The organism is Micromonospora sp. NPDC049301 (assembly GCF_040678715.1).
GTDB lineage: Bacteria > Actinomycetota > Actinomycetes > Mycobacteriales > Micromonosporaceae > Micromonospora.
In genome coordinates this window covers 74662-97061 of the sequence record NZ_JBFAQO010000015.1, presented here as the reverse complement: position 1 = coordinate 97061, position 22400 = coordinate 74662, and the positions used below count along the sequence as shown (strand labels likewise).

General features: G+C 73.7%; 20 protein-coding genes. 11 read left to right on the top strand and 9 right to left on the bottom strand.

Annotated features, from left to right (window positions below; all coding sequences use genetic code 11):
* Nucleotides 1-352 precede the first annotated feature (352 nt).
* Nucleotides 353-664: a MazG-like family protein gene (locus AB0K07_RS29245; protein WP_363760333.1), complete on the bottom strand. Its 312-nt coding sequence runs from the start codon at nt 662-664 to the stop codon at nt 353-355.
* A 224-nt stretch (nt 665-888) separates the two neighbouring features.
* Here AB0K07_RS29245 and gdhA point away from each other — a divergent pair, with 224 nt between their 5' ends.
* Together gdhA and AB0K07_RS29235 are read left to right on the top strand one after the other, a co-directional pair.
* Nucleotides 889-2226: an NADP-specific glutamate dehydrogenase gene (gdhA, locus tag AB0K07_RS29240; protein WP_363760330.1), complete on the top strand. Its 1338-nt coding sequence runs from the start codon at nt 889-891 to the stop codon at nt 2224-2226.
* Between the two features lie 148 nt (nt 2227-2374).
* Nucleotides 2375-3745 (top strand): hypothetical protein, encoded by a 1371-nt coding sequence (locus AB0K07_RS29235; protein WP_363760327.1) that lies wholly within the window; start codon nt 2375-2377, stop codon nt 3743-3745.
* Between the two features lie 134 nt (nt 3746-3879).
* On the opposite strand, the gene AB0K07_RS29230 is transcribed toward AB0K07_RS29235, so the two are convergent.
* The 4 genes from AB0K07_RS29230 to AB0K07_RS29215 form a co-directional block, all read right to left on the bottom strand.
* A complete protein-coding gene (locus tag AB0K07_RS29230; RefSeq protein WP_363760325.1) occupies nt 3880-4623 on the bottom strand; it encodes a hypothetical protein in 744 nt (247 codons plus the stop codon).
* A gap of 586 nt (nt 4624-5209) precedes the next feature.
* Entirely contained in the window at nt 5210-5680 is a 471-nt protein-coding gene (locus AB0K07_RS29225; protein ID WP_363760322.1) for a VOC family protein, read from the bottom strand.
* Nucleotides 5681-5730: 50 nt separating this feature from the next.
* Nucleotides 5731-6360, bottom strand: a complete 630-nt coding sequence (locus AB0K07_RS29220) for an MBL fold metallo-hydrolase (RefSeq protein WP_363760319.1) — start codon at nt 6358-6360, stop codon at nt 5731-5733.
* Entirely contained in the window at nt 6357-7445 is a 1089-nt protein-coding gene (locus AB0K07_RS29215; protein ID WP_363760316.1) for an S-(hydroxymethyl)mycothiol dehydrogenase, read from the bottom strand. Before AB0K07_RS29215 ends, AB0K07_RS29220 begins: the two co-directional genes overlap by 4 nt.
* 182 nt (nt 7446-7627) lie before the next feature.
* On the opposite strand from AB0K07_RS29215, the gene AB0K07_RS29210 reads away from it, so the two are divergent.
* The 3 genes from AB0K07_RS29210 (at nt 7628) to AB0K07_RS29200 (ending at nt 10939) form a co-directional block, all read left to right on the top strand.
* Nucleotides 7628-8047 carry a hypothetical protein gene (locus AB0K07_RS29210; RefSeq protein ID WP_363760313.1) on the top strand — a complete coding sequence of 140 codons (420 nt, stop codon included), beginning with the start codon at nt 7628-7630 and terminating at the stop codon, nt 8045-8047.
* 131 nt (nt 8048-8178) lie between these two features.
* Complete coding sequence (locus AB0K07_RS29205) at nt 8179-9393, top strand: low temperature requirement protein A (protein WP_363760310.1); 1215 nt, start codon at nt 8179-8181, stop codon at nt 9391-9393.
* Between the two features lie 85 nt (nt 9394-9478).
* On the top strand, nt 9479-10939 hold the full coding sequence (locus AB0K07_RS29200; RefSeq protein ID WP_363760307.1) for a cryptochrome/photolyase family protein: 1461 nt from the start codon (nt 9479-9481) through the stop codon (nt 10937-10939).
* An 18-nt stretch (nt 10940-10957) separates the two neighbouring features.
* Here AB0K07_RS29200 and AB0K07_RS29195 read toward each other — a convergent pair whose 3' ends face one another.
* Both AB0K07_RS29195 and AB0K07_RS29190 read right to left on the bottom strand, forming a co-directional pair.
* Nucleotides 10958-11851 (bottom strand): SDR family oxidoreductase, encoded by an 894-nt coding sequence (locus AB0K07_RS29195; protein WP_363760304.1) that lies wholly within the window; start codon nt 11849-11851, stop codon nt 10958-10960.
* Nucleotides 11852-11922: 71 nt separating this feature from the next.
* Nucleotides 11923-13461: an NAD(P)/FAD-dependent oxidoreductase gene (locus AB0K07_RS29190; RefSeq protein ID WP_363760301.1), complete on the bottom strand. Its 1539-nt coding sequence runs from the start codon at nt 13459-13461 to the stop codon at nt 11923-11925.
* 112 nt (nt 13462-13573) lie between these two features.
* Between AB0K07_RS29190 and AB0K07_RS29185 the strand changes: the two genes are divergently transcribed.
* A complete protein-coding gene (locus AB0K07_RS29185) occupies nt 13574-14239 on the top strand; it encodes a TetR/AcrR family transcriptional regulator (protein WP_363760298.1) in 666 nt (221 codons plus the stop codon).
* Between the two features lies 1 nt (nt 14240).
* Here the strand turns inward: AB0K07_RS29185 and AB0K07_RS29180 are convergent, their stop codons facing one another.
* Both AB0K07_RS29180 and AB0K07_RS29175 read right to left on the bottom strand, forming a co-directional pair.
* The gene (locus AB0K07_RS29180; RefSeq protein ID WP_363760295.1) at nt 14241-14699 is read right to left on the bottom strand and encodes a hypothetical protein; all 459 of its coding nucleotides are present in this window, start codon (nt 14697-14699) and stop codon (nt 14241-14243) included.
* Complete coding sequence (locus AB0K07_RS29175; protein WP_363760292.1) at nt 14699-15178, bottom strand: hypothetical protein; 480 nt, start codon at nt 15176-15178, stop codon at nt 14699-14701. Before AB0K07_RS29175 ends, AB0K07_RS29180 begins: the two co-directional genes overlap by 1 nt.
* Before the next feature lie 44 nt (nt 15179-15222).
* On the opposite strand from AB0K07_RS29175, the gene AB0K07_RS29170 reads away from it, so the two are divergent.
* The 5 genes from AB0K07_RS29170 to AB0K07_RS29150 all read left to right on the top strand — a co-directional run bounded on the left by AB0K07_RS29170 (nt 15223) and on the right by AB0K07_RS29150 (nt 22355).
* Nucleotides 15223-16215, top strand: coding sequence for a WYL domain-containing protein (locus tag AB0K07_RS29170; RefSeq protein ID WP_363760289.1), 993 nt, complete (start codon nt 15223-15225; stop codon nt 16213-16215).
* Nucleotides 16216-16358: 143 nt separating this feature from the next.
* Complete coding sequence (locus AB0K07_RS29165) at nt 16359-16937, top strand: ATP-binding cassette domain-containing protein (RefSeq protein ID WP_363760286.1); 579 nt, start codon at nt 16359-16361, stop codon at nt 16935-16937.
* On the top strand, nt 16934-18214 hold the full coding sequence (locus AB0K07_RS29160; protein WP_363760283.1) for an extracellular solute-binding protein: 1281 nt from the start codon (nt 16934-16936) through the stop codon (nt 18212-18214). The genes AB0K07_RS29165 and AB0K07_RS29160 overlap by 4 nt, the downstream gene beginning before the upstream one ends.
* Complete coding sequence (locus tag AB0K07_RS29155; RefSeq protein ID WP_363760280.1) at nt 18211-19977, top strand: hypothetical protein; 1767 nt, start codon at nt 18211-18213, stop codon at nt 19975-19977. Before AB0K07_RS29160 ends, AB0K07_RS29155 begins: the two co-directional genes overlap by 4 nt.
* Nucleotides 19974-22355, top strand: coding sequence for a tetratricopeptide repeat protein (locus tag AB0K07_RS29150; RefSeq protein ID WP_363760277.1), 2382 nt, complete (start codon nt 19974-19976; stop codon nt 22353-22355). Before AB0K07_RS29155 ends, AB0K07_RS29150 begins: the two co-directional genes overlap by 4 nt.
* Nucleotides 22356-22400: the final 45 nt, after the last annotated feature.

Below are 22400 nucleotides of genomic sequence, written 5' to 3'. Positions count from 1 at the left end.
CCGTGGTCCTGCGATCGTCAGGGTATGTAACGACCCCCGGCCCGCCCCGATTCCACCCCACGAGTGCAGCCGGCCACACACCAGAGACCCCAATAGCGGACATTCGGTGCCAGAACACCGGACGTCCCGGGCGTCAGACCGGCCGATCAGCGGTTGATCGACTCCGCATCGCCGACATCGGGCCAGGCCGTTCGGGGGGCGAGGTTGATGGTGAGCGCCATACCTCACAGGCATATTCATGACTCACAGGTATATCGCCAACGACAACAACAACCACCCAGCCGGGATCGGCGGGGCCTCATCCCGCATCAACCCGGCACACCGAACCACCCGGACAAAACCAAACCTGCGATCAACCGCCGAGGCGTGCACGAACCTTGGCGGCACAGGAGTCCAACACCGACCGCGCGTCCAGCCCCAGGCTTTCGATGGCCACCAGCGCGGTGAAGGCGACGTCCGCCAACTCCGCCGCCACGTCCTCACGGGTGTGCGTGACGCCCTTGCGCGGGTTCTGCCCGAGCAGACCGATCCAGGCCGCCGACGCCTCCCCCGCCTCCTCGGTCAGCTTGAGGATGCGACAGGTCAGTTCCGTCTGCCCGGTGCCGTTCGCCGCGTCCAACCAGCCGCGCGACGCCCGGGCCGCCTCCCAGATCGACTCGTTCACGCCGACCAGTCAACCCGACCGGCGCCGCGGGCCGCACAGCCGGGCCCGAGCGCCGGACCGAGCCAGGGCGGACCGAGCCAGGGCGGGCACAGGGGCAGTCGCAAGGACGGACGGGTGAGCGGTGAACCGTACGGGGGCGGCGGGCCGTACTCCCGGGCGGTCGGCGCGTCACGCCGGCGCGGGGGCGGCAACGGTGCCGCCGAGATCGAAGGGACGTGCCGGTCATGCCGGAGACCGTCGAGACGGTGTTCGCGAGTGTGGTCGCCCGCAATCCGGGCGAGCCGGAGTTCCACCAGGCCGTACGGGAGGTGCTGGAGAGCATCGGCCCGGCGCTGGCCCGGCACCCCGAGTACGCCGAGGCGCGGATCATCGAGCGGATCTGCGAGCCGGAACGGCAGGTGATCTTCCGGGTGCCGTGGGAGGACGATCGTGGCCGGGTACGGGTCAACCGCGGCTTCCGGGTGGAGTTCAACAGCGCCCTGGGCCCGTTCAAGGGCGGGCTTCGGTTCCACCCGTCGGTCTACCTCGGCATCGTGAAGTTCCTCGGCTTCGAGCAGATCTTCAAGAACGCGTTGACCGGCCTGCCCATCGGCGGCGGCAAGGGTGGTGCGGACTTCGACCCGAAGGGACGCTCGGACCGTGAGGTGATGCGCTTCTGCCAGAGCTTCATGACGGAACTGCACCGGCACATCGGCGCGCAGACCGACGTGCCGGCCGGGGACATCGGGGTGGGCAGCCGGGAGATCGGCTACCTGTTCGGCCAGTACAAGCGGATCACCAACCGCTACGAGTCGGGGGTGCTCACCGGCAAGGGCCTGGCGTACGGGGGTGCGCAGGCGCGCCGGGAGGCGACCGGGTACGGGGCCGTGTTCTTCGCCGAGGAGATGCTGCGGCAGAGCGGGGACAGCCTCGATGGCAAGCGGGTGGTGGTTTCCGGCTCGGGCAACGTGGCGATCTACGCGATCGAGAAGGTGCACCAACTCGGCGGGACGGTGGTGGCCTGCTCGGACTCCGAGGGGTACCTGCTCGACGAGAAGGGCATCGACCTGGAGTTGCTGCGCGAGTTGAAGGAGGAACGGCGCGGCCGGCTCGACGACTACCCGCGGCACGTGCCGCACGCGGTGGCCGTGGCCGAACGTACCGTCTGGGAGGTGCCCTGCGACCTGGCCCTGCCGTGCGCGACGCAGAACGAGATCGGCGGAGCGGAGGCCGCGGCGCTGGTGGCCGGCGGCTGCGTCGCGGTGGTCGAGGGGGCGAACATGCCCACGACGCCGGAGGCGGTGCGGATCCTCGGTCGGGCCGGGGTGCGGTTCGCCCCGGGCAAGGCGGCCAACGCTGGCGGGGTGGCGGTGAGCGCACTGGAGATGCAGCAGAACGCCAGCCGGGACTCGTGGACGTTCGCCCAGTCGGAGCAACGGCTGCGGGAAACCATGCGGGACATCCACGCCCGCTGCTGGAGCACCGCCGAGGAGTACGGGCTGCCGGGCGACTACGTGGCCGGGGCGAACATCAACGGGTTCCGCCGGGTGGCCGAGGCGATGCTGGCGCACGGCCTGGTCTGACCGGCCGGACAGTCGGGCCTGACCGGCCGGTCAGCGCAGCCATTGACTCCGGTCGACGGCGGTCCTAGGTTCAGGCTGCTACCGGCCGGTAGGCAACCGTCCCGCCTGGTCGCCCGCGTGGGCGACATCCGTCCGATGGGGAGCGCCGATGCTGTCCTCACCCGTTCGCACCCTCCGGCGCCTGCTCGGCGCCACCGCGACCCTGACGCTGGCGGTCGGGCTGGCCGGCGCCGCGCCGGCCAGCGCCGCCGCCGACCGCGACCCGGGTGGCGGCCAGCCGCTGCCCGGGTACACCATCGAGAATCCGCCCCTTGCCCCGCTCGTCGTGGGCGGCAAGCCGACGACGGTACGCCAGGGCGTGCACCGCCACGCCGGGTACATCATCGAGGTCCCGGCCCGGTGGAACGGTGACCTGGTGTTGTGGGCGCACGGCTACCGCGGCCAGGGCACGGTGCTCTCGCCGGAGCCGCCCGGCTTCGGGCTGCGCCAGCGGCTGCTGGAGCAGGGGTACGCCTGGGCGTCGTCCTCGTACGACCGCAACGGCTTCGACATCCGATCCGGAGTGCTGGGCACGCGTGAGTTGGCCGACCACTTCGGCCGGACGGTACGCCGGCCGCACCACACCTACGTCGCCGGGGTGTCGATGGGCGGGTACGTCATCGGCCGGTCGTTGGAGCAGTACCCCGGTTTCTACGACGGCGCGCTGCCCATGTGCGGGGTGCTCGGCGATCAGACGCTGCTCGACTTCTTCCTCGACTACAACCTGGTCGCGCAGGCCCTCGCCGGGGTGCCGGCCTACCCGACGCCGGCCGACTACCTGACGAACGCCGTACCCCGCATCCAGGTGGCGCTCGGTCTGGCCGGGCTCACCCCCACCGGGCCGGACACCACCACGGACCGGGGCAAGCAGTTGCGGGCGATCACGGTGAACCGCTCGGGCGGGTCGCGCCCCGGCGCGGACGCGGCGTTCGCCGTGTGGAAGGACTTCCTCTTCTCGATCACGGTGACCAGCGGCGGCGACTCCCCCGCCCAGCGGCCCGGTCAGCTCTCCACCAACCTGCTCACCCGCTACACCCCGAACAGCCCGGTCAACGTCAACGCCGCCGTGCAGCGGGTCGCCCCGGAGAACCTCCGGCAGCGGCTCCTCCCGACGCTGACCGAGGTGCCGCGGATCGCCGGCCGCCCCACCGCGCCGGTGCTCAGCCTGCACGGCCTCGGTGACCTGTTCGTGCCGTTCAGCATGGAGCAGGCGTACGCCACCGACGTGGCGCGGCACGGCCGCGGCAAGCTGCTGGTGCAGCGGGCCATCCGGGCCGCGCAGCACTGCGAGTTCACACCGGCCGAGGCCGGCGCCGCCTGGGACGACCTGGTGTCCTGGGTACGCACCGGCGCCCGCCCCGCCGGCGATACGGTTACCGACCCGGCGGTGGTGTCCCGGCCCGACTACGGCTGCCGGTTCAGCGACCGTGCCGCGTACGCCGCCGGCGTCGGCACCCGCCGCCTCTACCCCGCCTGCTGACCGAGCGGAACCCCCGGCGACGGGTCGCCGAACTCTGGTCGTCGGGGGCAGCGCGCGGCGCACGCCTGACCCTGGACACGACGACGCCGGCCGGCCCCCTGTTCGGGAGCCGGCCGGCGTCGTGTGTGCGGTTGTCACCAGAGCTGCTGGACGAGGTCCGCCGCCTGCTCCTCCCACTGCGCGTACGCGTACGGGAAGGCGGAGACCTGGACGGTCTGCGCCGCGGCGGTCAGCGGCAGGTCCTGCCAGCCGCCCACGTTCTTCAGCGCGCTGAAGAACGCCGTGGCGGAGTACTCCGGGTCGGTGATCTGCTCGGGCGAACCCCAACCGGACGACGGGCGCTGCTGGAACAGGCCCTGCGAGTCGTGGTCGTTGTACGCGCCAAGGTGGCCGAGGTTGTACAGCTTCGACTCCTGCAACGAGGTGGCGACGCCGATCACCGCGCCCCGCTCGCCGACGCCGGTCTTCTTGGCCACGTCGACGATCGCCCGGGCGTTGGCCAGCTGCGCGTCGTCGAGCGGGATGCGCGACTGGGCGCCTTCGATGCCGTGCGGGATCAGCTCGTCACGGCTCGGCTTGCCGGCCGGCGGCTTACCGGTGGCGGAGCCCGTGGTCAGCCCGGACTCGACGGGCTGCTCCTCGTGGCGCGCCGAGGTGGCGGCCTTGCCGGTGGCAGCCTTGCCGGTGGCGGCCTTGCCGGTGGCGAGGTCGATGGCGGCGACGGCGCCCTGGTGCGGCCCGGAGGTGACCGGGGCGGCGGCCGCCGTCGGCGCGAGCGCCAGGCCACCGAGGGCGACAACGCCCGCAACGCTCAGCGCGGTCTTGCGGTAAGAGTCCTTAGCGATGGCGGGGAGCCATCGAGTGAAGTCGACCTTCACGATGGTTGCCCTTTCGATCGTGCGGAGCGCTCCGGGGTGAACACTCCTCGGGGGATGACCGCGGAAAGGGTTTGGGCTCCGGCGGTACGGGGGACACAACCAGGTTCACCTGTCGGGCATTCCGGAAATGCCCGGGGCTCGGCGAGGTGCGGTCCCGGTCACCCGCGGAATCGGACAGGCCAGACCGTTCACCATCAAGGCTCGGCAACGGTGACACACGGTGGTCTTCGCGGCAGAGCACCACAACCACCCAGCAACCTTTGCTCTGCTTCAACGGACGCAACAGTCACGGAACGTACTGAGGGGTCGACAGCTTCCGGCGCGCCGAAATCACATTCGCGCAGGCCGAGGGACATGTTGCGTCCGTTGAAGCAGAGCAAAGGGTCCAACTGAGGTTGGGGTGCACGGCAGGGGTGAGGGTGGCGCCTCGGCCACCCTCACCGTGCGTGATTGGCCGAAATCTCACGCACCGTGATTGCGGAGGAATGGCACATTCTGGACTACCAACGCATTGTGCTCTCGACCGCGCGTCAGCTCATCCCGTGTGCCGTACCGGGCGGGGGTACCCGCGGGCGCTGCCCCGCGCTCAGTCGTCGCCGTCAGGTCGGTGGTCCGCGCCGTCGGTTCCGGCGCGCTCGTCCGGCGTACGCAACTCCTGGAAGATGGTGATCTGGAGGTCGGCCGGTGCGTCGAGGCGGGAGTTGAGGGAGTCCCAGGGGGTACGGGTGGGCGGCGCGATCTCGCTCGCCCCGGCGGCGACCAGCCGGGCGGTGGTCTCCTCGGTGTCGTCCACCTCGAAGGCGACCCGGATGCGCGGCGCGACCTGCCGGCCCACCTCGACCTCGTCGATCATGCGCTTCTGGGCCGGGTTGGCGATTTCCAGGGTGGCGCGGCCGGCGTCCAGGATCACCACCCGGGCGTCCCCGTCGCCGCTGAACGCCGCCTCCTCCGGCAGGCCGAGCGCGTCGCGGAAGAACGCGACGGCGGCCTCGTGGTCGGCCGCCTCCACCACGAGGCGCAGCTGACGGACGACGGGTGCGGGGTGCTCGGCGGCCATGGGCGGGATCCTAGCCGCGCTGGCGAGCACGACGGCCAGCTGACCGGCCCTCAGTGGCCTCGGGCCAGCCACTCCTCCAGGTGTGGGGCCTCCGCGCCGATCGTGGTGTCGTCGCCGTGTCCGGTGTGCACGATCGTCTCCGGCGGCAGGGTGAGCAGCCGGGTCCGGATCGACCGGACGATGGTGTCGAAGTCGCTGTACGAGCGGCCGGTCGCACCCGGACCGCCCGCGAAGAGCGTGTCGCCGGTGAACACCACGCCCAGCTCCGGGGCGTGGAAGCTGCACGCGCCGGGGCTGTGCCCGGGGGTGTGCAGCACCCGCAGCGTGGTGCCGGCGACATCGATGCTCTGCCCGTCGTGCAGCTCGCCGTGGGGCGGCAGGTGGGGGTGGGCCATGTCCCAGAGCACCCGGTCGGCGGCGTGCAGCAGCACCGGCGCGCCGGTGGCCTGGGCCAGCTCGGGCGCCACCCGGACGTGGTCGTCGTGCGCGTGGGTGGCGAGGATCGCCCGGACCCGCCGGTCGCCCACCAACGTGAGGATCGCGGCCACGTCGTGCGGCGCGTCGAAGATGACGCACTCGCTGTCGTCGCCCAGCACCCAGACGTTGTTGTCCACGTCGAACGTCTGCCCGTCCAGCGAGAACGTGCCGGAGGTGACGGCGTGGCCAACCCGGGCGGTCACGGGAACACCACCACCGACCGGAGCACGTCGCCGTGGTGCATCCGGTCGAACGCGTTCTCCACCTGGTCGAGCGCGATCTCCTCGGTGACGAACGCGTCCAGGTCGAGCCGGCCCTGCAGGTACAGCTCGGTGAGCATCGGGAAGTCGCGGCTGGGCAGGCAGTCGCCGTACCAGCTGGACTTGAGGGCACCGCCCCGGCCGAACACGTCCAGCAGCGGCAGCTCGACCTTCATCTGCGGGGTCGGCACACCCACCAGCACCACCGTGCCGGCAAGGTCCCGGGCGTAGAACGCCTGCTTCCACGTCTCCGGTCGACCCACCGCGTCGATGACCACGTCGGCGCCGAAGCCGCCGGTGGCGGCGCGGATCGCCTCGACCGGGTCGGTCTCGGAGGCGTTCACGGTGTGCGTGGCGCCGAACTTGCGGGCCCAGTCCAGCTTGCGGGAGTCGGTGTCCACCGCGACGATCGTGGTGGCGCCGGCGAGGGCCGCCCCGGCGACCGCCGCGTCCCCGACGCCACCGCAGCCGATCACGGCGACCGAGTCGCCGCGGGTGACGTTGCCGGTGTTCATCGCCGCGCCCAGCCCGGCCATCACCCCGCAGCCGAGCAGCCCCACCGCGGCGGGCCGGGCGGCCGGGTCCACCTTGGTGCACTGCCCGGCGTGCACGAGGGTCTTCTCGGCGAACGCGCCGATGCCCAGGGCCGGGGCGAGTTCGGTGCCGTCGGTGAGGGTCATCCGCTGGCTGGCGTTGTGGGTGGCGAAGCAGTACCAGGGACGGCCTCGGCGGCAGGCCCGGCACACCCCGCAGACGGCCCGCCAGTTGAGCACCACGAAGTCGCCCGGGGCGACGCCGGTGACGCCCTCGCCCACCTCCTCGACAATGCCCGCCGCCTCGTGCCCGAGCAGGAACGGGTAGTCGTCGTTGATGCCACCCTCGCGGTAGTGCAGGTCGGTGTGGCAGACCCCGCAGGACTGGATCCGGACGATCGCCTCACCGGGACCGGGATCGGGCACCACGATGGTGGTGACCTCGACCGGCGCGCCCTTGCTGCGGGAGATGACTCCCCGGACTTCCTGGCTCACGTGGCCTCCTGCTCGTGGTCTGCGGCGGGGTCGGGTGCCGGGCACGCGGGGTACGTCGAGCCCGGTTTGCCCCCTCGCGAACCTACCGCGATCACCACGGCCGGCCCAGTCCGCTCAACGGGTTATCCCGGGCCACCCCGGGTACGCAGGCCGCAATCGGACCACGGCCACCTGGAGTGATCATGAAACTGGCTCATCTGCCACTGCGGGTCAGCATCGGCGCTTTCATCCTCAACTCGGGTCTGAGCAAGCGCAACCTGGAGGGCGCTGCCGCGGAGGGCATGCACGGGATGGCCGTCGCGGCCATGCCGCAGCTCGGTCAGCTGGAACCGGCGCGCTTCGCCAAGCTGCTGTCGTACTCCGAGATCGCCCTGGGGGCCGCGCTGCTCGCGCCGTTCGTCCCGGCTCCCCTGGCCGGGCTCGGTCTGACCGCCTTCGGCGCGGGCCTGATGCAGCTCTACCTGAAGACACCGGGGATGCGGGAGCCGGGCGGCGTACGTCCGACCCAGCAGGGCACCGGGTTCGCCAAGGACATCTGGCTGCTCGGCGCCGGCCTGACCCTGGTCCTGGAGGGGCTCTCGCACGGCCGCCGGCACCACTGACCCGACCGGCGGGAGGGGCGGTTCGCCGACGCAGGCGTGAGCGGGCCGCGCCGGGGCAGCAGGGCCGACATCGGCGTCGAGTTGGCCGAGGTGCCCGGCTCGCTATCGTGTGGGCGACCCGAGGAGCTGCGTTGACCCGTTCGCCTTCCGTGCGGCCGTTCTACCGCCCGATGCGGCCCCGTCTGCGGGACGAGCCGCACCGCTCGGCCACCCCGCTGGAGCTGTTCTTCGACCTGTGTTTCGTGGTGGCCGTGGCGCAGGCCGCCGGCAACCTGCACCACGACGTCTCCGAGGGGCACCTCGGCCACGCGGTGATCAGCTACCTGATGGTGTTCTTCGCGATCTGGTGGTCGTGGATGAACTTCACCTGGTTCGCCTCGGCCTACGACACGGACGACGACGTCTACCGGATCACCACGCTGGTGCAGATCGCCGGGGCGCTGATCATCGCGGCCGGCGTACCACGCGCGTTCACCGAGGGCGACTTCACCGTCATCACCTACGGGTACGTGGTGATGCGGCTGGCCGCCGTCGTGCACTGGAGCCGAGCGGCTGCCGGGGACCCCGAGCACCGGTCCGCGGCCCGCCGCTACGCGATCGGCGTGACCGTGGTGCAGGTCGGCTGGTTGCTGCGGCTGGCCCTGCCCGACGAGTGGGGCATCGCGTCGTTCGTGCTGCTGGCGCTGGCCGACCTGCTGGTGCCGGCGGTGGCCGAGCGGCCCGGGATGACCCCGTGGCACCCCCGGCACATCACCGAGCGGTACGGACTGTTCACCCTGATCGTGCTCGGCGAAGCGGTGCTGTCCGTCTCGCTGGCAATCCAGACCGGGCTGGACGCCGGCGCCCACGGCCTCTGGTCGCTCGCGGCGGCCGGTGCGGTCATCGTGTTCGCGCTCTGGTGGCTCTACTTCGACCAGCCGGTCGAGGCGCCCGATCGGCTGCCCTACTCGCTGTTCTGGGGCTACGGCCACTACCTGATCTTCGCCGCGGTCGCCGCGGTCGGCGCCGGCCTGGTCGTGACGGCGGACCACGAGCGGCACACCGCGCACATCTCCGGGGTCACCGCCGGGTACGCGGTGGCCGTCCCGATCGCCGTCTACCTGCTGACCATCTGGGTGCTGCACGTCCGCCTGCACCAGCGCGGCGCGGTGGTCGTGGCGTTCCCGGTCGTCGCACTGCTGGCGCTGCTCGCGCCGCTGGGCCCGGCCCCGGTGCCCGTGCTCGCGCTGCTGCTCTTCGCCCTGGTGACGCTGACGGTGCTGCTGCGCCGGCGGGACGTCCTGCCGACCTCGACGCCGGCCGACGCCGACCCGGCCCGATCCCGGCGCCGCGACCGCCCAGCCTGAATTCAGGGCCGCCCGGTCCGGAACCGGACGTGGCCGCCCGGCCCGCCGTTGGGCGCGACGGCCCGGAAGTCGGCAGAATTGGGCCATGCTACGCCGCCGATGGTTGCTGGCCGACCAGCTCGGGCCACACTTCCTCGACGACCCTGACCAGCCGGTGCTGCTGGTGGAGATCCGGGAGTTGTTCCGTCGTCGGCCGACACACCGACAGAAGGCGCACCTGATCCTCTCCGCGCTGCGGCACCGGGCCGCGGAGTTGGGCGACCGGGCGCTGCTGCTGCGCGCCGACACGTTCCGCGAGGCGCTGGCGCAGGTCGCGGAGCCGTTGGAGGTGTGCCATCCGCACTCCCGGGCGGCACTGCGGTTCGCCCGGTCGGTGCCGGGGTTGACGGTGCTGCCCCCGCGCGGCTTCATCACCAGCCAGGCCGACTTCGCCGGCTGGGCCGACCGCAGCCGGCGCGGCCCGCTGCGGATGACCGACTTCTACCGGCACGCCCGCCGCCGGCACGACGTGCTGACCGGCCCGGCCGGCGGCGCCGGGCCGACGCGGCGACCCCGCACCGATGGCCGGGCCACGCCAGCGGCACCGCCACCACCGCCGCCGATCGTCGAGGACGACATCGACGCCGAGGTGCGCCGCGAACTGGACCGGTGGGCGGCCGACGGGGTGCGGTTCGTCGGTCGGGACAGCCCCCGGCGGTTCCCGGCCACCCACGCTGAGGCGCAGGCCCGGCTGGAGCATTTCCTGACCCATCGGCTGCCCGAGTACGGCCGGTACGCCGACGTGATGAGCGCCGACGATCCACTGTTCGCGCACTCCGTGCTCTCGTCCTCGTTCAACCTCGGGTTGCTCGACCCGGAGTCGGCCGTCCGCGCCGCGGAGCGGGCATGGCGGGCCGGCACGGCTCCGCGCACGGCCGTGGAGCCGTTCATCCGGGGGTTGCTCGGTTGGCGGGAGTTCCTCTGGCAGCTGTACTGGTACTTCGAACCTCGATTCCGGGGAGCGGACTGGCTGGCCGCGACCGAGCCGGTGCCGGACTGGTTCGCCGAGTTGGACGCCGACGCGGTGGAGGCCCGCTGCCTGGCCGACGTGCTCGCCACCGTCCGGGACGGGGCGTGGACGCACCACGCCCCGCGGCTGCTGGTGCTGGGCAACTACGCGCTGCAACGCGGTTGGCGCCCGGTCGAGGTGGTGGACTGGTTCCAGCGCTGCTTCGTGGACGGCGCCGACTGGGTGATGAACGCGACGGTGATCGGCATGAGCCAGTACGCCGATCTGGCCCGGGTGGACACCCGCCCGTACGCCGTGGACGGCACCGACATCGATGAGATCAGCGACTACTGCGCGGGCTGCCGCTACGTACCCGAGCGGGCGCTCGGCGACCTGGCCTGCCCGTACACCGGGGGTTTCGAGACCTTCCTGCACCGCAACCGGGCGCGGCTGGTGGCCGACCCGCGGCTCGCCGCCGAGCTGGCCCGCCGGGACGAGCCGGAGCACCGCGAGGCGGTGCTGGCCCAGGAGGAGAAGCGGGGCAGCAGCCCGCCCTGACCCCGCCGGGTCGGTGTCTCAGCTGGTCGCGGCGGGCGGCGCCGTGGCGGCGGGTGTCGCGTCGGCGGCCGGCGCGGGGCGGACCACGCCCCGGTTGAGGCCGGTGACCAGCAGCCGGTTGTACGAGGCCGGCATGACCCGGGCCAGCAGGTCGGGCAGTCTCGCCGACCAGCCGATCAGCACCCGGCCCCGGCGTCGCTCGACGCCGCGCAGGATCACCTCGGCGGCCCGTTCCGGCGCGATGGTGAGCAGCTTCTCGAACTGCGCCCGGCCGGCCGCGTACTCCTCCAGCGAGACGCCGCTGCCGACCCGGGCGTTCTCGGTGATCCGGGTGCGGATCCCGCCGGGGTGCACCGAGGTCACCCCGATGCCGTCGTCGACCAGCTCGTGGCGCAGCGCCTCGGTGAGGCCGCGCACCGCGAACTTGCTCGCCGAGTAGGCGGCCTGCCCGGCGGGCGCGATCAGCCCGAACAGGCTGGAGACGTTGACCAGGTGCGCTCCCGGCTCCGCCTTGAGGGCGGGCAGCAGCGCGTGGGTCAGCTGCGCCACGGCCCGGAAGTTGATGTCGATCACCCAGCTGAACTCGTCGAAGGTCACCTGGTCGAACCGGCCCCCGAGGCCCACACCGGCGTTGTTCACCAGCAGCCGGATCCGCGGGTGCCGCTGACCGATCTCGACGGCCACCCGCGCGGTGGCCGCCGCGTCGGCGAGGTCCACCAGGTAGGTGTGCAGCTCGCGGCCCGGGTGGTCGGCGCGGATGGCGGCGGTGACGGCGTCCAGCCGCCCGGCGTCGCGGTCCAGCAGGACCAGGTTGCTGCCCCGCCGGGCCAGCGCGTGCGCCAGCGCGGCACCGATGCCGCTGGCCGCGCCCGTGACCACGGCCGTCGCCCCGGCGAAGTCGAACCTCTGCACGATCGGTGCTCCTCTCCTGGTGGGCCCCGGCGACCGGCCGGGGTGGGTCGGGATGCGTCCGGACGCGACACTCAGCCGACCGGGGCACCGGTCGGCGGCGCGGCCGACGCGGTGGGCTCCCCCGGGGCGGTCGGCGGGCCCGGCGCGGGCTCGCCGCCGGCGCGGGAGAACCGCACACCCTGGTCGGTGAGCCGGCCGTGCCGCATCAGCAGCACGTCGCGGGCGTAGTTCTGGTACAGCCGCCACGGCGCCCGGGCGCCCTGCTTCGGCAGCGCGTCGAGGCTGCGCAGCACGTACCCGGAGCGCAGGTCGATGAGGGGCACCCGCTCGTCGTCGGGCGGCGGGAGCGGGGTGACGACCTGCTGGCCGGTGCGGTCCAGGTGGCGCAGCAGCCGGCACACGTAGCGGGCGACCAGGTCAGCCTTGAGCGTCCACGAGGCGTTGGTGTAGCCGATGGTCAGCGCGAAGTTCGGCACACCGGAGAGCATCATGCCCTTGTAGGCCACGGTGCCGGCCAGGTCGACCTCGGCGCCGTCCACGCTGATCGTCATGCCGCCGAGGGCGAGCAGGTTGAGCCCGGTCGCGGTGACGACGATGTCGGCGGGCACCTCCTCGCCGGAGGCCAGCCGCACGCCGTGCGTGGTGAACGTGTCGATGGTGTCGGTGACCACGGACACCCTGCCCTGGTGCAGGGCGGTGAACAGGTCGCCGTCGGGCACCACGCAGAGCCGCTGGTCCCAGGGGTCGTAGCGGGGCGAGAAGTGCCGGTCGACGTCGTACCCGACCGGCAGACGGCCGGTCGCGGCCCGGCGCAGCAGCCGCTTCACCAGCCCGGGCGCGCGCCGGCTGAGCTGGAAGTTGAGGGTGGACAGCAGCACGTTCTTCCAGCGCACCACGGGATACGCGGCCTTCGCGGGCAGCCAGCGCCGCAGCGCGTCGGCGAGGACGTCGCGCGAGGGCAGCGCCATGACGTACGTGGGTGAGCGCTGGATCATGGTCACGTGGGCGGCCCGCTCGGCCATCGCCGGCACGAGGGTGACCGCCGTGGCGCCGCTGCCGACGACCACCACCCGCTTGCCGGTGTGGTCGAGGTCGTCCGGCCAGTGTTGCGGGTGCACGAGCCGCCCGGCGTACGCCTCGACGCCAGGCAGCGGTGGGGTGTAGCCCTCGTCGTAGCGGTAGTAGCCGGCGCAGGCGAAGAGGAACGAGCAGGTCAGCGTGGTGGTCTCGGCGGTGTCGGTGCGCTGGGCGTGCACCGTCCACCGGGCGGTGCCGCTGTCCCACTCGGCGCGCAGCACCCGGTGGGAGAAGCGGATGTGCCGCTGCACGTCGTACTCCCGGGCGGTCTCCCGGACGTACTCCCGGATGGCCGGGCCGTCGGCGATGGCCTTCGGGTCGGTCCACGGCTTGAAGGAGTAGCCGAGGGTGAACATGTCCGAGTCGGACCGGACGCCCGGGTAGCGGAACAGGTCCCAGGTGCCGCCGATGGCGTCGCGTGCCTCGAGCACCGCGTACGTCTTGTCGGGGCAGTCGCGGCGCAGGTGGCAGGCGGCGCCGATGCCGGACAGGCCGGCACCGACGATGAGCACGTCGACGTGGTCGGAGGTCATGGCGTTCCTCCATCCGAGGCAGTGGACGGACACTATCCACCGTCGTCGACGTCAGTCAACACCCTGTCGAGTGCCATCGACAGGGTGTCGAGTTCGGGTAGCATCACCGGTCATGACGACCGCCCGTACCGGCGCCGGGAGGGCGAGCCCGCGCGGTCGCCGCGCCGCCCGTTCCGCCGGTGACGACCGGGAGACGGCGATCCTGGCGACGGCCGAGCGGCTGCTGGAGCAGCGGGCGTTCGGCGACATCTCGATCGACGACCTGGCCCGCGGGGCGGGCATCTCCCGGCCGACGTTCTACTTCTACTTCCCGTCCAAGGACGCGGTGCTGCTGACCCTGCTGGACCGGGTCACCGAGGAGGTCGACGCCGCCGCCGGGGACGTGCTGGTCCGACTCGCCGAGGACCCGCGGGCCCGGTGGCGCGAGCTGATCCAGCGGTTCCACGAGACGTTCGGGGCGCATCGCGCACTGGTGCTCGCGTGCGCGCAGGTGCGCGGCACCAACGCCGAGGTACGCCGGCTCTGGGCGGCGGTGCTGGAGCGCTGGGTGCAGGCGATCGAGGCGGCCATCGAGGCGGAACGGCGACGCGGCGCGGCCCCGGACGGGTTGCCCGCCCGGGACCTCGCCATCGCGCTCAACTCGATGAACGAGCGCGTCTGGTACGCCACCTTCGCCGGGGACGGCCCGGCGGTCGACGAGCGGGACGTGGTGGACGTGCTGCTCGACCTCTGGCTGGCCGGCATCTACCGCGACACGACTCCCCCGCCGTCGACCTGAGCTACTCCGCAGCCTTGGTGAACGTCATGATCCAGTTGGTCTCCCAGGTGCGCTCGCCGTCGACGGAGAACGCCTGCTCCCAGCGGGCGGTGGTCGCGGTGATCTCCGACCAGACGAACCGGCACCGCACCGGACGCCCCTCGTGCTGGTCGTCGGCGTAGAGGCGGCCGACACCGTCGACGAAGCGGCCCACCATCGGCGGCTGCTCCAACTCGCCCCGACCGCTGTTCATCCAGTAGATCGACCACTGCTCGGTCACCGGGTCGAAGAGCCGGATCGTGGCGCCGGAGAAGCCCTTGGTCGGGAAGGTGATCTCGTCGAAGTGGCCGCCGCCGCCGAAGAAGCCGTGCGCGACCGACATCCCCGGAAACTCCTCCCACTCGTCGGAGCCGACCAGCCGCTCGCGCAGCCGGCGGTTGACCACGTTCCAGGTGCCCACAAAGAAGTCGAAGTCGCCCATCAGCGGCCCACCGGCCCTTCCGCTCGCGTGTCGTGCAGATATCCGGTCAGGTCGGGACTCTCCGGCGCCAGCATGTGCCGGACCCAGGCGGCCCGCTCGTGCTCCAGCACCGCCAACTCCCACACGCAGCCCACTCCGGGCCGGCGCAGCTCGACGAAGTGTGCCGGGTCGTCGTCCGGGCAGTCCAGCGCGGGCTGCCCGGCGGCCGCGATGCGGACCTCCAGCACGTTGTCCCACACCCAGGTGTACGCCAGCAGGTAGGCGCCGGTGTCCGCTCCCCGGTGCAGCACCACCCACCCGGCGGCCGGGGTGCCGTCGTCGACGACGTCGGCCAGCAGAGCGGGCAGCAGGTCGTACGCGGCCTTCTCCACCTCCGGCTCGATCGGCCGTTCCGGCTGGTCGATGTGGTAGCGCTTGAACTGCCGACCGTCCACCAGGACCGGGCCCGGCGTTCGTAGATCCTTGTCGCGAAAAGCCATGCCGGGACGGTAGAACGACTCCCCTGACAGCTAGTGTCAGTGAAGTGCGAGCCAGTCGACTTCTCTCCCTCCTGCTGCTGCTCCAGTCACACGGCCGGCTCACCGCCACGCAGCTCGCCGAGCGGTTGGCCGTCTCACCGCGGACGATCTACCGGGACGTGGAGTCGCTGCACGCCGCCGGCATCCCGCTGTACGGGGAGGCCGGGCACGCCGGCGGCTACCAGCTCGTCGACGGCTGGCGCACCCCGCTGACCGGGCTGACCGCCGAGGAGGCCGACCGGCTCTTCCTGGCCGGGCTGCCCGGGCCGGCCGACGAGCTGGGCTACGGCGACGTGGTGGCCGCCCTGCAACTCAAGCTGCACGCCGCGCTGCCCGCCCCGCTGCGCGACCGCGCCAGCCAGCTCCAGCAACGCTTCCACCTGGACACGCCCGGCTGGTACGCCGACGGCGACGCCTCCCCCGAGCTGGCCCGCACCGCCGAGGCGGTCTGGCGGCAGCACCGCATCGAGGTGCGCTACCGCAGCTGGGACGGCGAGGTAACCCGGGTGCTGGAGCCGTACGGGCTGGTCCTCAAGGGCGGCCGGTGGTACGTGGTCGCCGACCGGCCCGGCCGGGGCGCCCCGGCGACCTACCGGGTCAACCAGATCCGCGCGCTCACCCCCCTCGCCGAGGAGTTCAACCGGCCGGCCGACTTCGACCTGCCGGCCTGGTGGCGGGCGCACGTGGTGCAGTTCCGGGCCCGGCTGCACCGCGACGAGGCGACGGTACGGCTCTCCCCGGCCGGCCGGGAGCGGCTGCGGGAGATCGGCAGCGACCCGGTGGTGGCCGCGGTGGACGCCAGCGCCGGGCCGCCGGACGCGCGGGGCTGGGTGACCGCGACGCTGCCGATCGAGTCGCTCACCCACGCCCACGGTGACCTGCTGCGCCTCGGGGCCGACGTGGAGGTGCTGACCCCGGTCGCGCTGCGCGAGCGGCTCGCTGCCACGGCGGCCGGACTGGCCGCCCTCTACGCCCCCACCGCCCAACCGTCCCGATAGTCGGCCACATTTCCACAGTGGAGGGCCACGGGGCATCGACTGTCGGCGCGATGTGCCACCCTGGGGACGGTCACCAGCGGTCACCGGAGGTGAGGGTCACGTTACGGCTACGCGCACTGGTCGCCGTCCCCGGCACTGGGCCGGTGACCCTCGACGTCCCCGCCGGCACGACGGCCGCCCTGGTGGCGCCGCCGCGGGTCGGCACGGCCGTGGCCCGGGTGCTGGCCGGGCTCGCCGCCCCGGTCACCGGGCGGGTCATCGTCGGCGACCGGGACGTCACCGCCCTGCCGCCGCCACGCCGGCAGATCGGCTACGTGCCCGCCGGCGGGGCACTGCTGCCGCAGCTCACCGTGCGCCGCAACATCGATTACGGCCAGCGCAAACGCGAACGGGTGCACGAGGTCGCCGACGACTGGACGGCCACCGTGGTGGACCGGCTCGAGCTGGCGCCCACGCTGACCCTGCTGCCGCACCTGCTCTCCGACGCCCAGCGGTTCCGGGTGGCGCTGGCCCGGGCGGCGGTCTGCCTGCCCGAGGTCCTCGTCGTCGACCTGCCCGTCGACCCGGCCGGCGGCAGCCGCCTCGGCGACCTGCTGCCCCGACTGTCCCCACCGGACGCACCGGGGGTGGCCGTGCTGGTCTGCACCGCCGATCCGGCCACCCTGGCCGAGATCCCGCGCCGGCACGACCTGGTCACCGAGCCCGAGGAGACGCTCCGGTGACGGCCGGCGGTCGCGCGACCCGGCGTACCCTGCTGCGCGCCGCCGCGGCCGGTGCCGCCGCGACCGCCGCCGGGTGCGCCGGCGGCAACCGGTCGGTGCAGGTGGCGGTGGTCTGGAGCGGCAGCGAGCTGGACCGGTTCCGGCGGGTCGTCGCCCGCTACCCCAGCCCGGTGCACGTGGTCAGCGCCGGCAACGACATCGACGCGTTCCTGCGCGCCCGGCACCTCGCCGGCACGAGCCCCGACGTGGCGATCCTGCCGCGCCCCGGCCTGGTCACCGAGTACGCCCTGCGGGGCTGGCTGAGCCCGGTGCGTCCGACGACCGAGTACGCGGTGCCCACCGGGCTGAGCGAACTGCTGATGACCCGCGGGCAGCGCTACGGCGTCTGGGTGAAGGCGGCGCACAAGTCACTGATCTGGCACCTGCCGTCGGTGCTGCCCGATCCGCCGCGCAGCTGGGACGAGCTGGTCACCCGCACCCGCGACCTCGGCGCGCTCGCCCGGCGCGGGTCCGGCCCGGCGCCGCTGGCGATCGGCGCGGCCGACGGCTGGGTGCTCACCGACTGGTTCGAGAACGTGCTGGCCGACCTGACGCCCGACGCCTACGACGCGCTCGCCCGGCCGCACCGCGACTGGCAGGGCCGACCGGTGCGCGACGCCCTGGACCGGCTCGCCGAGCTGTGGAGCATCGACGGCGCGTTCGTCGGTGGCGGCCGCCGTGCACTGCTCACCCAGTACGAGGAGTCGGTGATCCAGGTGGTGCGCACCCGACGGGCGGTGATGGTCTTCGAGGCCGACTTCACCGACGAGGTGGTCGGCAGGTTCCGACCCGGCAAGGAAATGCCGGCGACCTTCCGGTTTCCGAGCGCGCGGCCGGGCGCCGTTGGCCCGCTGATCGTCGGCGGAGACGCGGCGGTGGCGTTCGCCGACGCCCGGGGCGGGGTGGAGCTGGTCGAGTGGCTCACCAGGGCCGACTCGTTCCAGCCCTGGTTGGACGCCGGCGGCTACCTGTCGCCGAACACCTCGATCAGCCTGGACAGGTACACCGACCCCGTGCGACACAAGCTCGCCGGCGAGATGCGGGCCCCCGGCACCCTGCGCTTCGACCTGTCCGACCAGCTGCCCGGCCCGTTCACCGGCTCCGACGGCGTAGGCATCTGGCGGATCATGCAGGACTTCTTCGCCGACGTCACCGACGGCGTACCCGCCGCCGAGGCGATCCGCCGGGCCACCGGGCGGCTCGCGGCGGCGGCCAGCAGCGCGGGCGGCGGCCGATGAGCCAGGTCCGGGTGCTCGGCGAGCTGGCGGTGCTCGACGACGTGGGGCCGCCCCGGCGCGGCCGGGCGTACCCGGCGGCCGGAGCGACCTCCGCACTGCTGCTGCCGGCGGTCCTGCTGCTCGGCGGGCTGGTGCTGTGGCCGGTGCTGCGGACCGTGCACGCCAGCGTCTTCACCGACGGTCACTGGGTCGGAGGGAAGCACTTCCGCACCGCGCTCGACGCACCGGACACCGGCGCGGTGGTCGGTCGCACGGTCCTCTGGGCGGTGCTGGTGCCGGCGGTGGTGACGGCGCTGGGCTACCTGCTCGCCGCCGCGTCGCGCCGCTCGCAGGAGGGTGGGCTGGTCCGCCTGATCCTGCTGGTGCCGGTGGCGTTGCCGCTGGTCGTCACCGGCGTGACCTTCCGGCTGATGTACGACCCCGACCCGAGCCGGGGCCTGGCCACGCTGGTCGCGGCGCGGCTGACCGGCCGGTCCGCCGAGGCCGCCCCGCAACTGCTCGGGCCGGGCCTGGTCACCGTGGCGCTGATGTCGGCGTTCGTGTGGGCCTGGGTCGGGCTGGCCGTGCTGGTCTTCCGGGCCGCGCTGGACGCGGTGCCGCCGAGCCTGGCCGACGCGGTCCGTGCCTACGGCGGCGGTCGCCGGCACGTGCTGTGGGACGCGCAGTGGCGACCACTGCTGCGGCGTACCGTGGCGGTGGTCTTCGCGCTGGTCGCGGTCGGCACCAGTCGCACCTTCGACCTGATCCTGGTGATGACCCCCGGCTCGGTGCGCGACGAGGCCGCCGTGCTCGCGCTGCGGGTCTGGCAGACCTCGGGTGCCACGACCACCGGCGAGGGCGCCGCGCTGGGTGTGGTGTGGCTGGTGGCGGTCGTCGGCGGGATCCTGGTGGCGGCGCTGTTCGTCCGGCAGGCGTGGCCGCCACCGCGGGCCGAGACACCGCCGGACCCGGACCGGGTGGCGCCGCCCCGGCGGGTGTTCCGGCTGCTCGCGGCGGGCGCCGCGGTGGCCTGGCTGGTGCCGCTGGTCGTGCTGGTCGCCACCTCCCTGCACGGGCAGGTGGACGCCGCGGCGCGCGGCTGGTGGTCGGCGCCACCGGGGCTCGACTCCTACCGGGATCTGGTCACCGCCGCCGAGCTGTGGCGGACGCTGGGGTTCACGCTGCTGCTGGCCACCGTGGTGACCGCCACGGTGCTGGTGGTCGCGCTGCTGGCCGCGTACCCGCTGGCCTGGTTGACCGGGCCGGCCGCGCAGGCCACCGGGCTGCTGCTGCTGGCCGCCAGCGTCGTGCCGGTCCAGGTCATCGCCGGGCCGGTCAACGAGGTGCTGGGCCTGGTGCTCTCCTCCGGCACGACCCGCGGCCTGGCCCTGGTGCACGTGGCGCTGGGCGTGCCGTTCGCGGTGCTGGTGCTGCGCAACGCCTTCGCCGACCTGCCCGCCGATCAGGTGCGCGGCGCCCGGCTGGGCGGGCGGCGCTGGTGGGACACGCTGCGCAGGCTGGCCCGGCACAACCTGCCCGCGGTGGTCGCGGTCGGCGTGCTGGAGTTCGTCCAGGTCTGGAACGACCTGGTGGTGGGCCTGCTGTTCAGCGGCCCGGAGGCCACACCGCTGGGGCTGTTCCTGGCCGGGCAGTCCCGTGGCTTCGTGGCCAACAGCGGGGTGCTGGCCGCCAGCTCGGTGCTCGCCTCGGTGCTGCCGGTGGTGCTGGTGGTGCTCGCCCGGCGGCAGCTCGTCGCCGGGCTGGTCTCCGGTGGCGTCCGGTGACCGGCCCCACCGGCACCGGCCGGGGCCCGCGCTGGCCGGTGCTGATCGCGGTCGGCACGCTGATCAGCGGGGTGCTCGGCAACCTGGCCAGCAACATGCTCTCCGAGCTGGCGGCCAGTGTGCTCGGGCCGGCCAGCATCGCGCTGGTGGTCAGCGGCGCGGTCGGTTTCGTGGTGTTCCAGATGCGCCGGCACCGCGCCGGTCGGGACGTGAGCCCGGAGCCGACCGAGGTCGTCGCCGTACCGGCCACCGGCGCGCCGACGCTGCCGTATCCGGCCGGTTTCACCGGTCGCGACGAGCACGTCGAGGCGGTGCTAGCCCTGCTCACCCGGGAGCACGCGGTGGCCGTGCTGGGCCGGCGGGCGGTGGGCACCTCCGCCTGCGCGGTGCAGGCGGCGAACCTGTGCCGGGAGGACTTCCCGGACGGGCAGTACTACCTCGACCTGCGTCGCGGCGGTCGGCCCCGGTCCGCCCGCCAGGTGCTCACCGCGCTGGCCGGGGTGCTCGGCACCGCGCCGCCGATCTCGGGTCGGCCGGACGCCCTCGCGGTCGCCGCCGACGCCCTGCGGGGCCAGCTCGACGGCCGCAAGATCCTGCTGGTGCTGGACAACGTCGACCGACCCGACCAGGTCCGGCCGCTGCTGCCGCCCACCGCGCGGACCTGCCGGCTGCTGCTCGCCGGCGGCCCGGCGCTCAGTGGGCTGGAGGGCGTGGTCGCGCACTGGATCGCCGAGCCGGGCCCGGCCGAGGCGGTCGAGCTGTTCGCCGCTGCCGGCGGTGCCGCACCGGCCGCGCGGACCCGCCGGGCCGACCCGCGTACCGACCCGGCGGTCGGCGAGATCATCGAGCTGTGCGGGCGACAGCCGCGTACCGTCCGGGCGCTCGGCTACCGCACGGCGCAGCACGGCTGGCGGCACTCCGACGTGCTGGACGCGCTGCGCCGCGCGGTGCAGACACCGCCGCACCAGCGGGTCACCGTCTCGCCGGCGGCCCGGCTGGTCACCGAGCGGGACACCGCGTACCGGGCGTTGACCCGCGAGGCCCGCCGGCTGTACCGGCTGATGTCGCTGGCTCCGGCTCCGGTGGACCGGCCGGCCATCGCCGCGCTGGCCGGCCGGCACCCGGAACGGGTGACCGCGCTGCTCGACGAGCTGGCCGCCGCCGCGTTCGTGGTGGGGGCGCCCGGCGACCGGTACGAGATCCGCCCGCTGCTCGCCGGCAACGCCCGGCTGCACCTGCGCGACGCCGATCCGGCCCGGGCCCGGGTCGCCGCGCAGGCCCGGCTGACCCGGCACCTGGCCCGCCGGGCGGAGCGGCACGCGGCCAACCTGGCCGTGCTCGGGTCCCCACCCGACCGGGAGTGGTCACTGCCGCTGGACGACGACCCGTACGGCTGGTTCGACCTGCACCAGGAGCTGCTGCTGGCGGTGGTCCGGGTGCCGGCCGGCGCAGCCGAGACGCTGCCCCGCCGGGTGCGCCGGTGGTGGTTCCGGCTGGCCGTGGCGCTGTGCGGGTGGCTGGCGCACGTCGAGCGCCTCGACGAGTGGGAGCAGGTCTGCCGCACCGTGCTGGCCACCCCGACCGCCGACGACCGACCGGAGATCGCCGGCTGGGCGCACAACGAGCTGGGCGTGCTGCGCCGACGCCGGCACGATCCGCAGGGCGCCGCCGCCGCGCTCACCCTCGCGGTGGCCGAGCGGGGCCGGCGGGGCACCGCCCAGGCCCGGATGAACCTGGGCCTGGCCCTGCTCGACCTGGGCCAGCTCGACGACGCGGTGGAGCACCTGGAGCTGTCCCGCCGGCACCGCTCTGGGGCGGACCGGGCCGGGCACGCCCTCACCGATCTGGGTCTCGGGGCCGCGCAGCTGGCCCGGGGCGAGCTGGAGATCGCCCACCACCACCTGGTGCGGGCGGCGAACACGTTCCGGTCGGTGGGTGACGCCCGCGGCTACGCGGCGGCGCTGACCAACCTGGTGCTGGTGCACGCCGCCCTCGGCGAGCACCTGGATGCCGCGCAGGCATGGCGGGCCGCGCTGCGCGAGTACGAGTCGGTCAACGACCCGACCAGCCGCGCGGCGGCGCTGCTCAACGCCGGGGCGACGCTGCTGACCGCCACGCCGGGGCAGGCGCGGGCGGCGTACGAGCTGCTGGCCGAGGGCCGGCGGCTGCGGGAGGAGAGCCGTCCCACCCCGGGGCTGGCGCGCACCCTGCTGTACCTGGGTGAGGCCGCCGCGGCCCTCGGCGACCGGGCCGAGGCACGGCGGCACTGGGCGGACGCGGCGGCGGTGGCCGAGGAGGTCGGCGACGCGGACGGGCAGGCCGCCGCGGACGGCCGGCTGGAGGACGACACCGAGCCGGCGGCGGGCGGCCGCAGCTGACCGGTGCCCGCGTGATGTCGGTCGCTGGTGGTGGCCGGTTGAAGG

Coding starts and splice junctions, on each gene's coding strand:
- gdhA (WP_363760330.1), top strand. CDS start 889: ATGCCGGAGACCGTCGAGACGGTGTTCGCGAGTGTGGTCGCCCGCAAT.
- AB0K07_RS29235 (WP_363760327.1), top strand. CDS start 2,375: ATGCTGTCCTCACCCGTTCGCACCCTCCGGCGCCTGCTCGGCGCCACC.
- AB0K07_RS29225 (WP_363760322.1), bottom strand. CDS start 5,680: ATGGCCGCCGAGCACCCCGCACCCGTCGTCCGTCAGCTGCGCCTCGTG.
- AB0K07_RS29210 (WP_363760313.1), top strand. CDS start 7,628: ATGAAACTGGCTCATCTGCCACTGCGGGTCAGCATCGGCGCTTTCATC.
- AB0K07_RS29200 (WP_363760307.1), top strand. CDS start 9,479: ATGCTACGCCGCCGATGGTTGCTGGCCGACCAGCTCGGGCCACACTTC.
- AB0K07_RS29190 (WP_363760301.1), bottom strand. CDS start 13,461: ATGACCTCCGACCACGTCGACGTGCTCATCGTCGGTGCCGGCCTGTCC.
- AB0K07_RS29185 (WP_363760298.1), top strand. CDS start 13,574: ATGACGACCGCCCGTACCGGCGCCGGGAGGGCGAGCCCGCGCGGTCGC.
- AB0K07_RS29180 (WP_363760295.1), bottom strand. CDS start 14,699: ATGGGCGACTTCGACTTCTTTGTGGGCACCTGGAACGTGGTCAACCGC.
- AB0K07_RS29175 (WP_363760292.1), bottom strand. CDS start 15,178: ATGGCTTTTCGCGACAAGGATCTACGAACGCCGGGCCCGGTCCTGGTG.
- AB0K07_RS29155 (WP_363760280.1), top strand. CDS start 18,211: ATGAGCCAGGTCCGGGTGCTCGGCGAGCTGGCGGTGCTCGACGACGTG.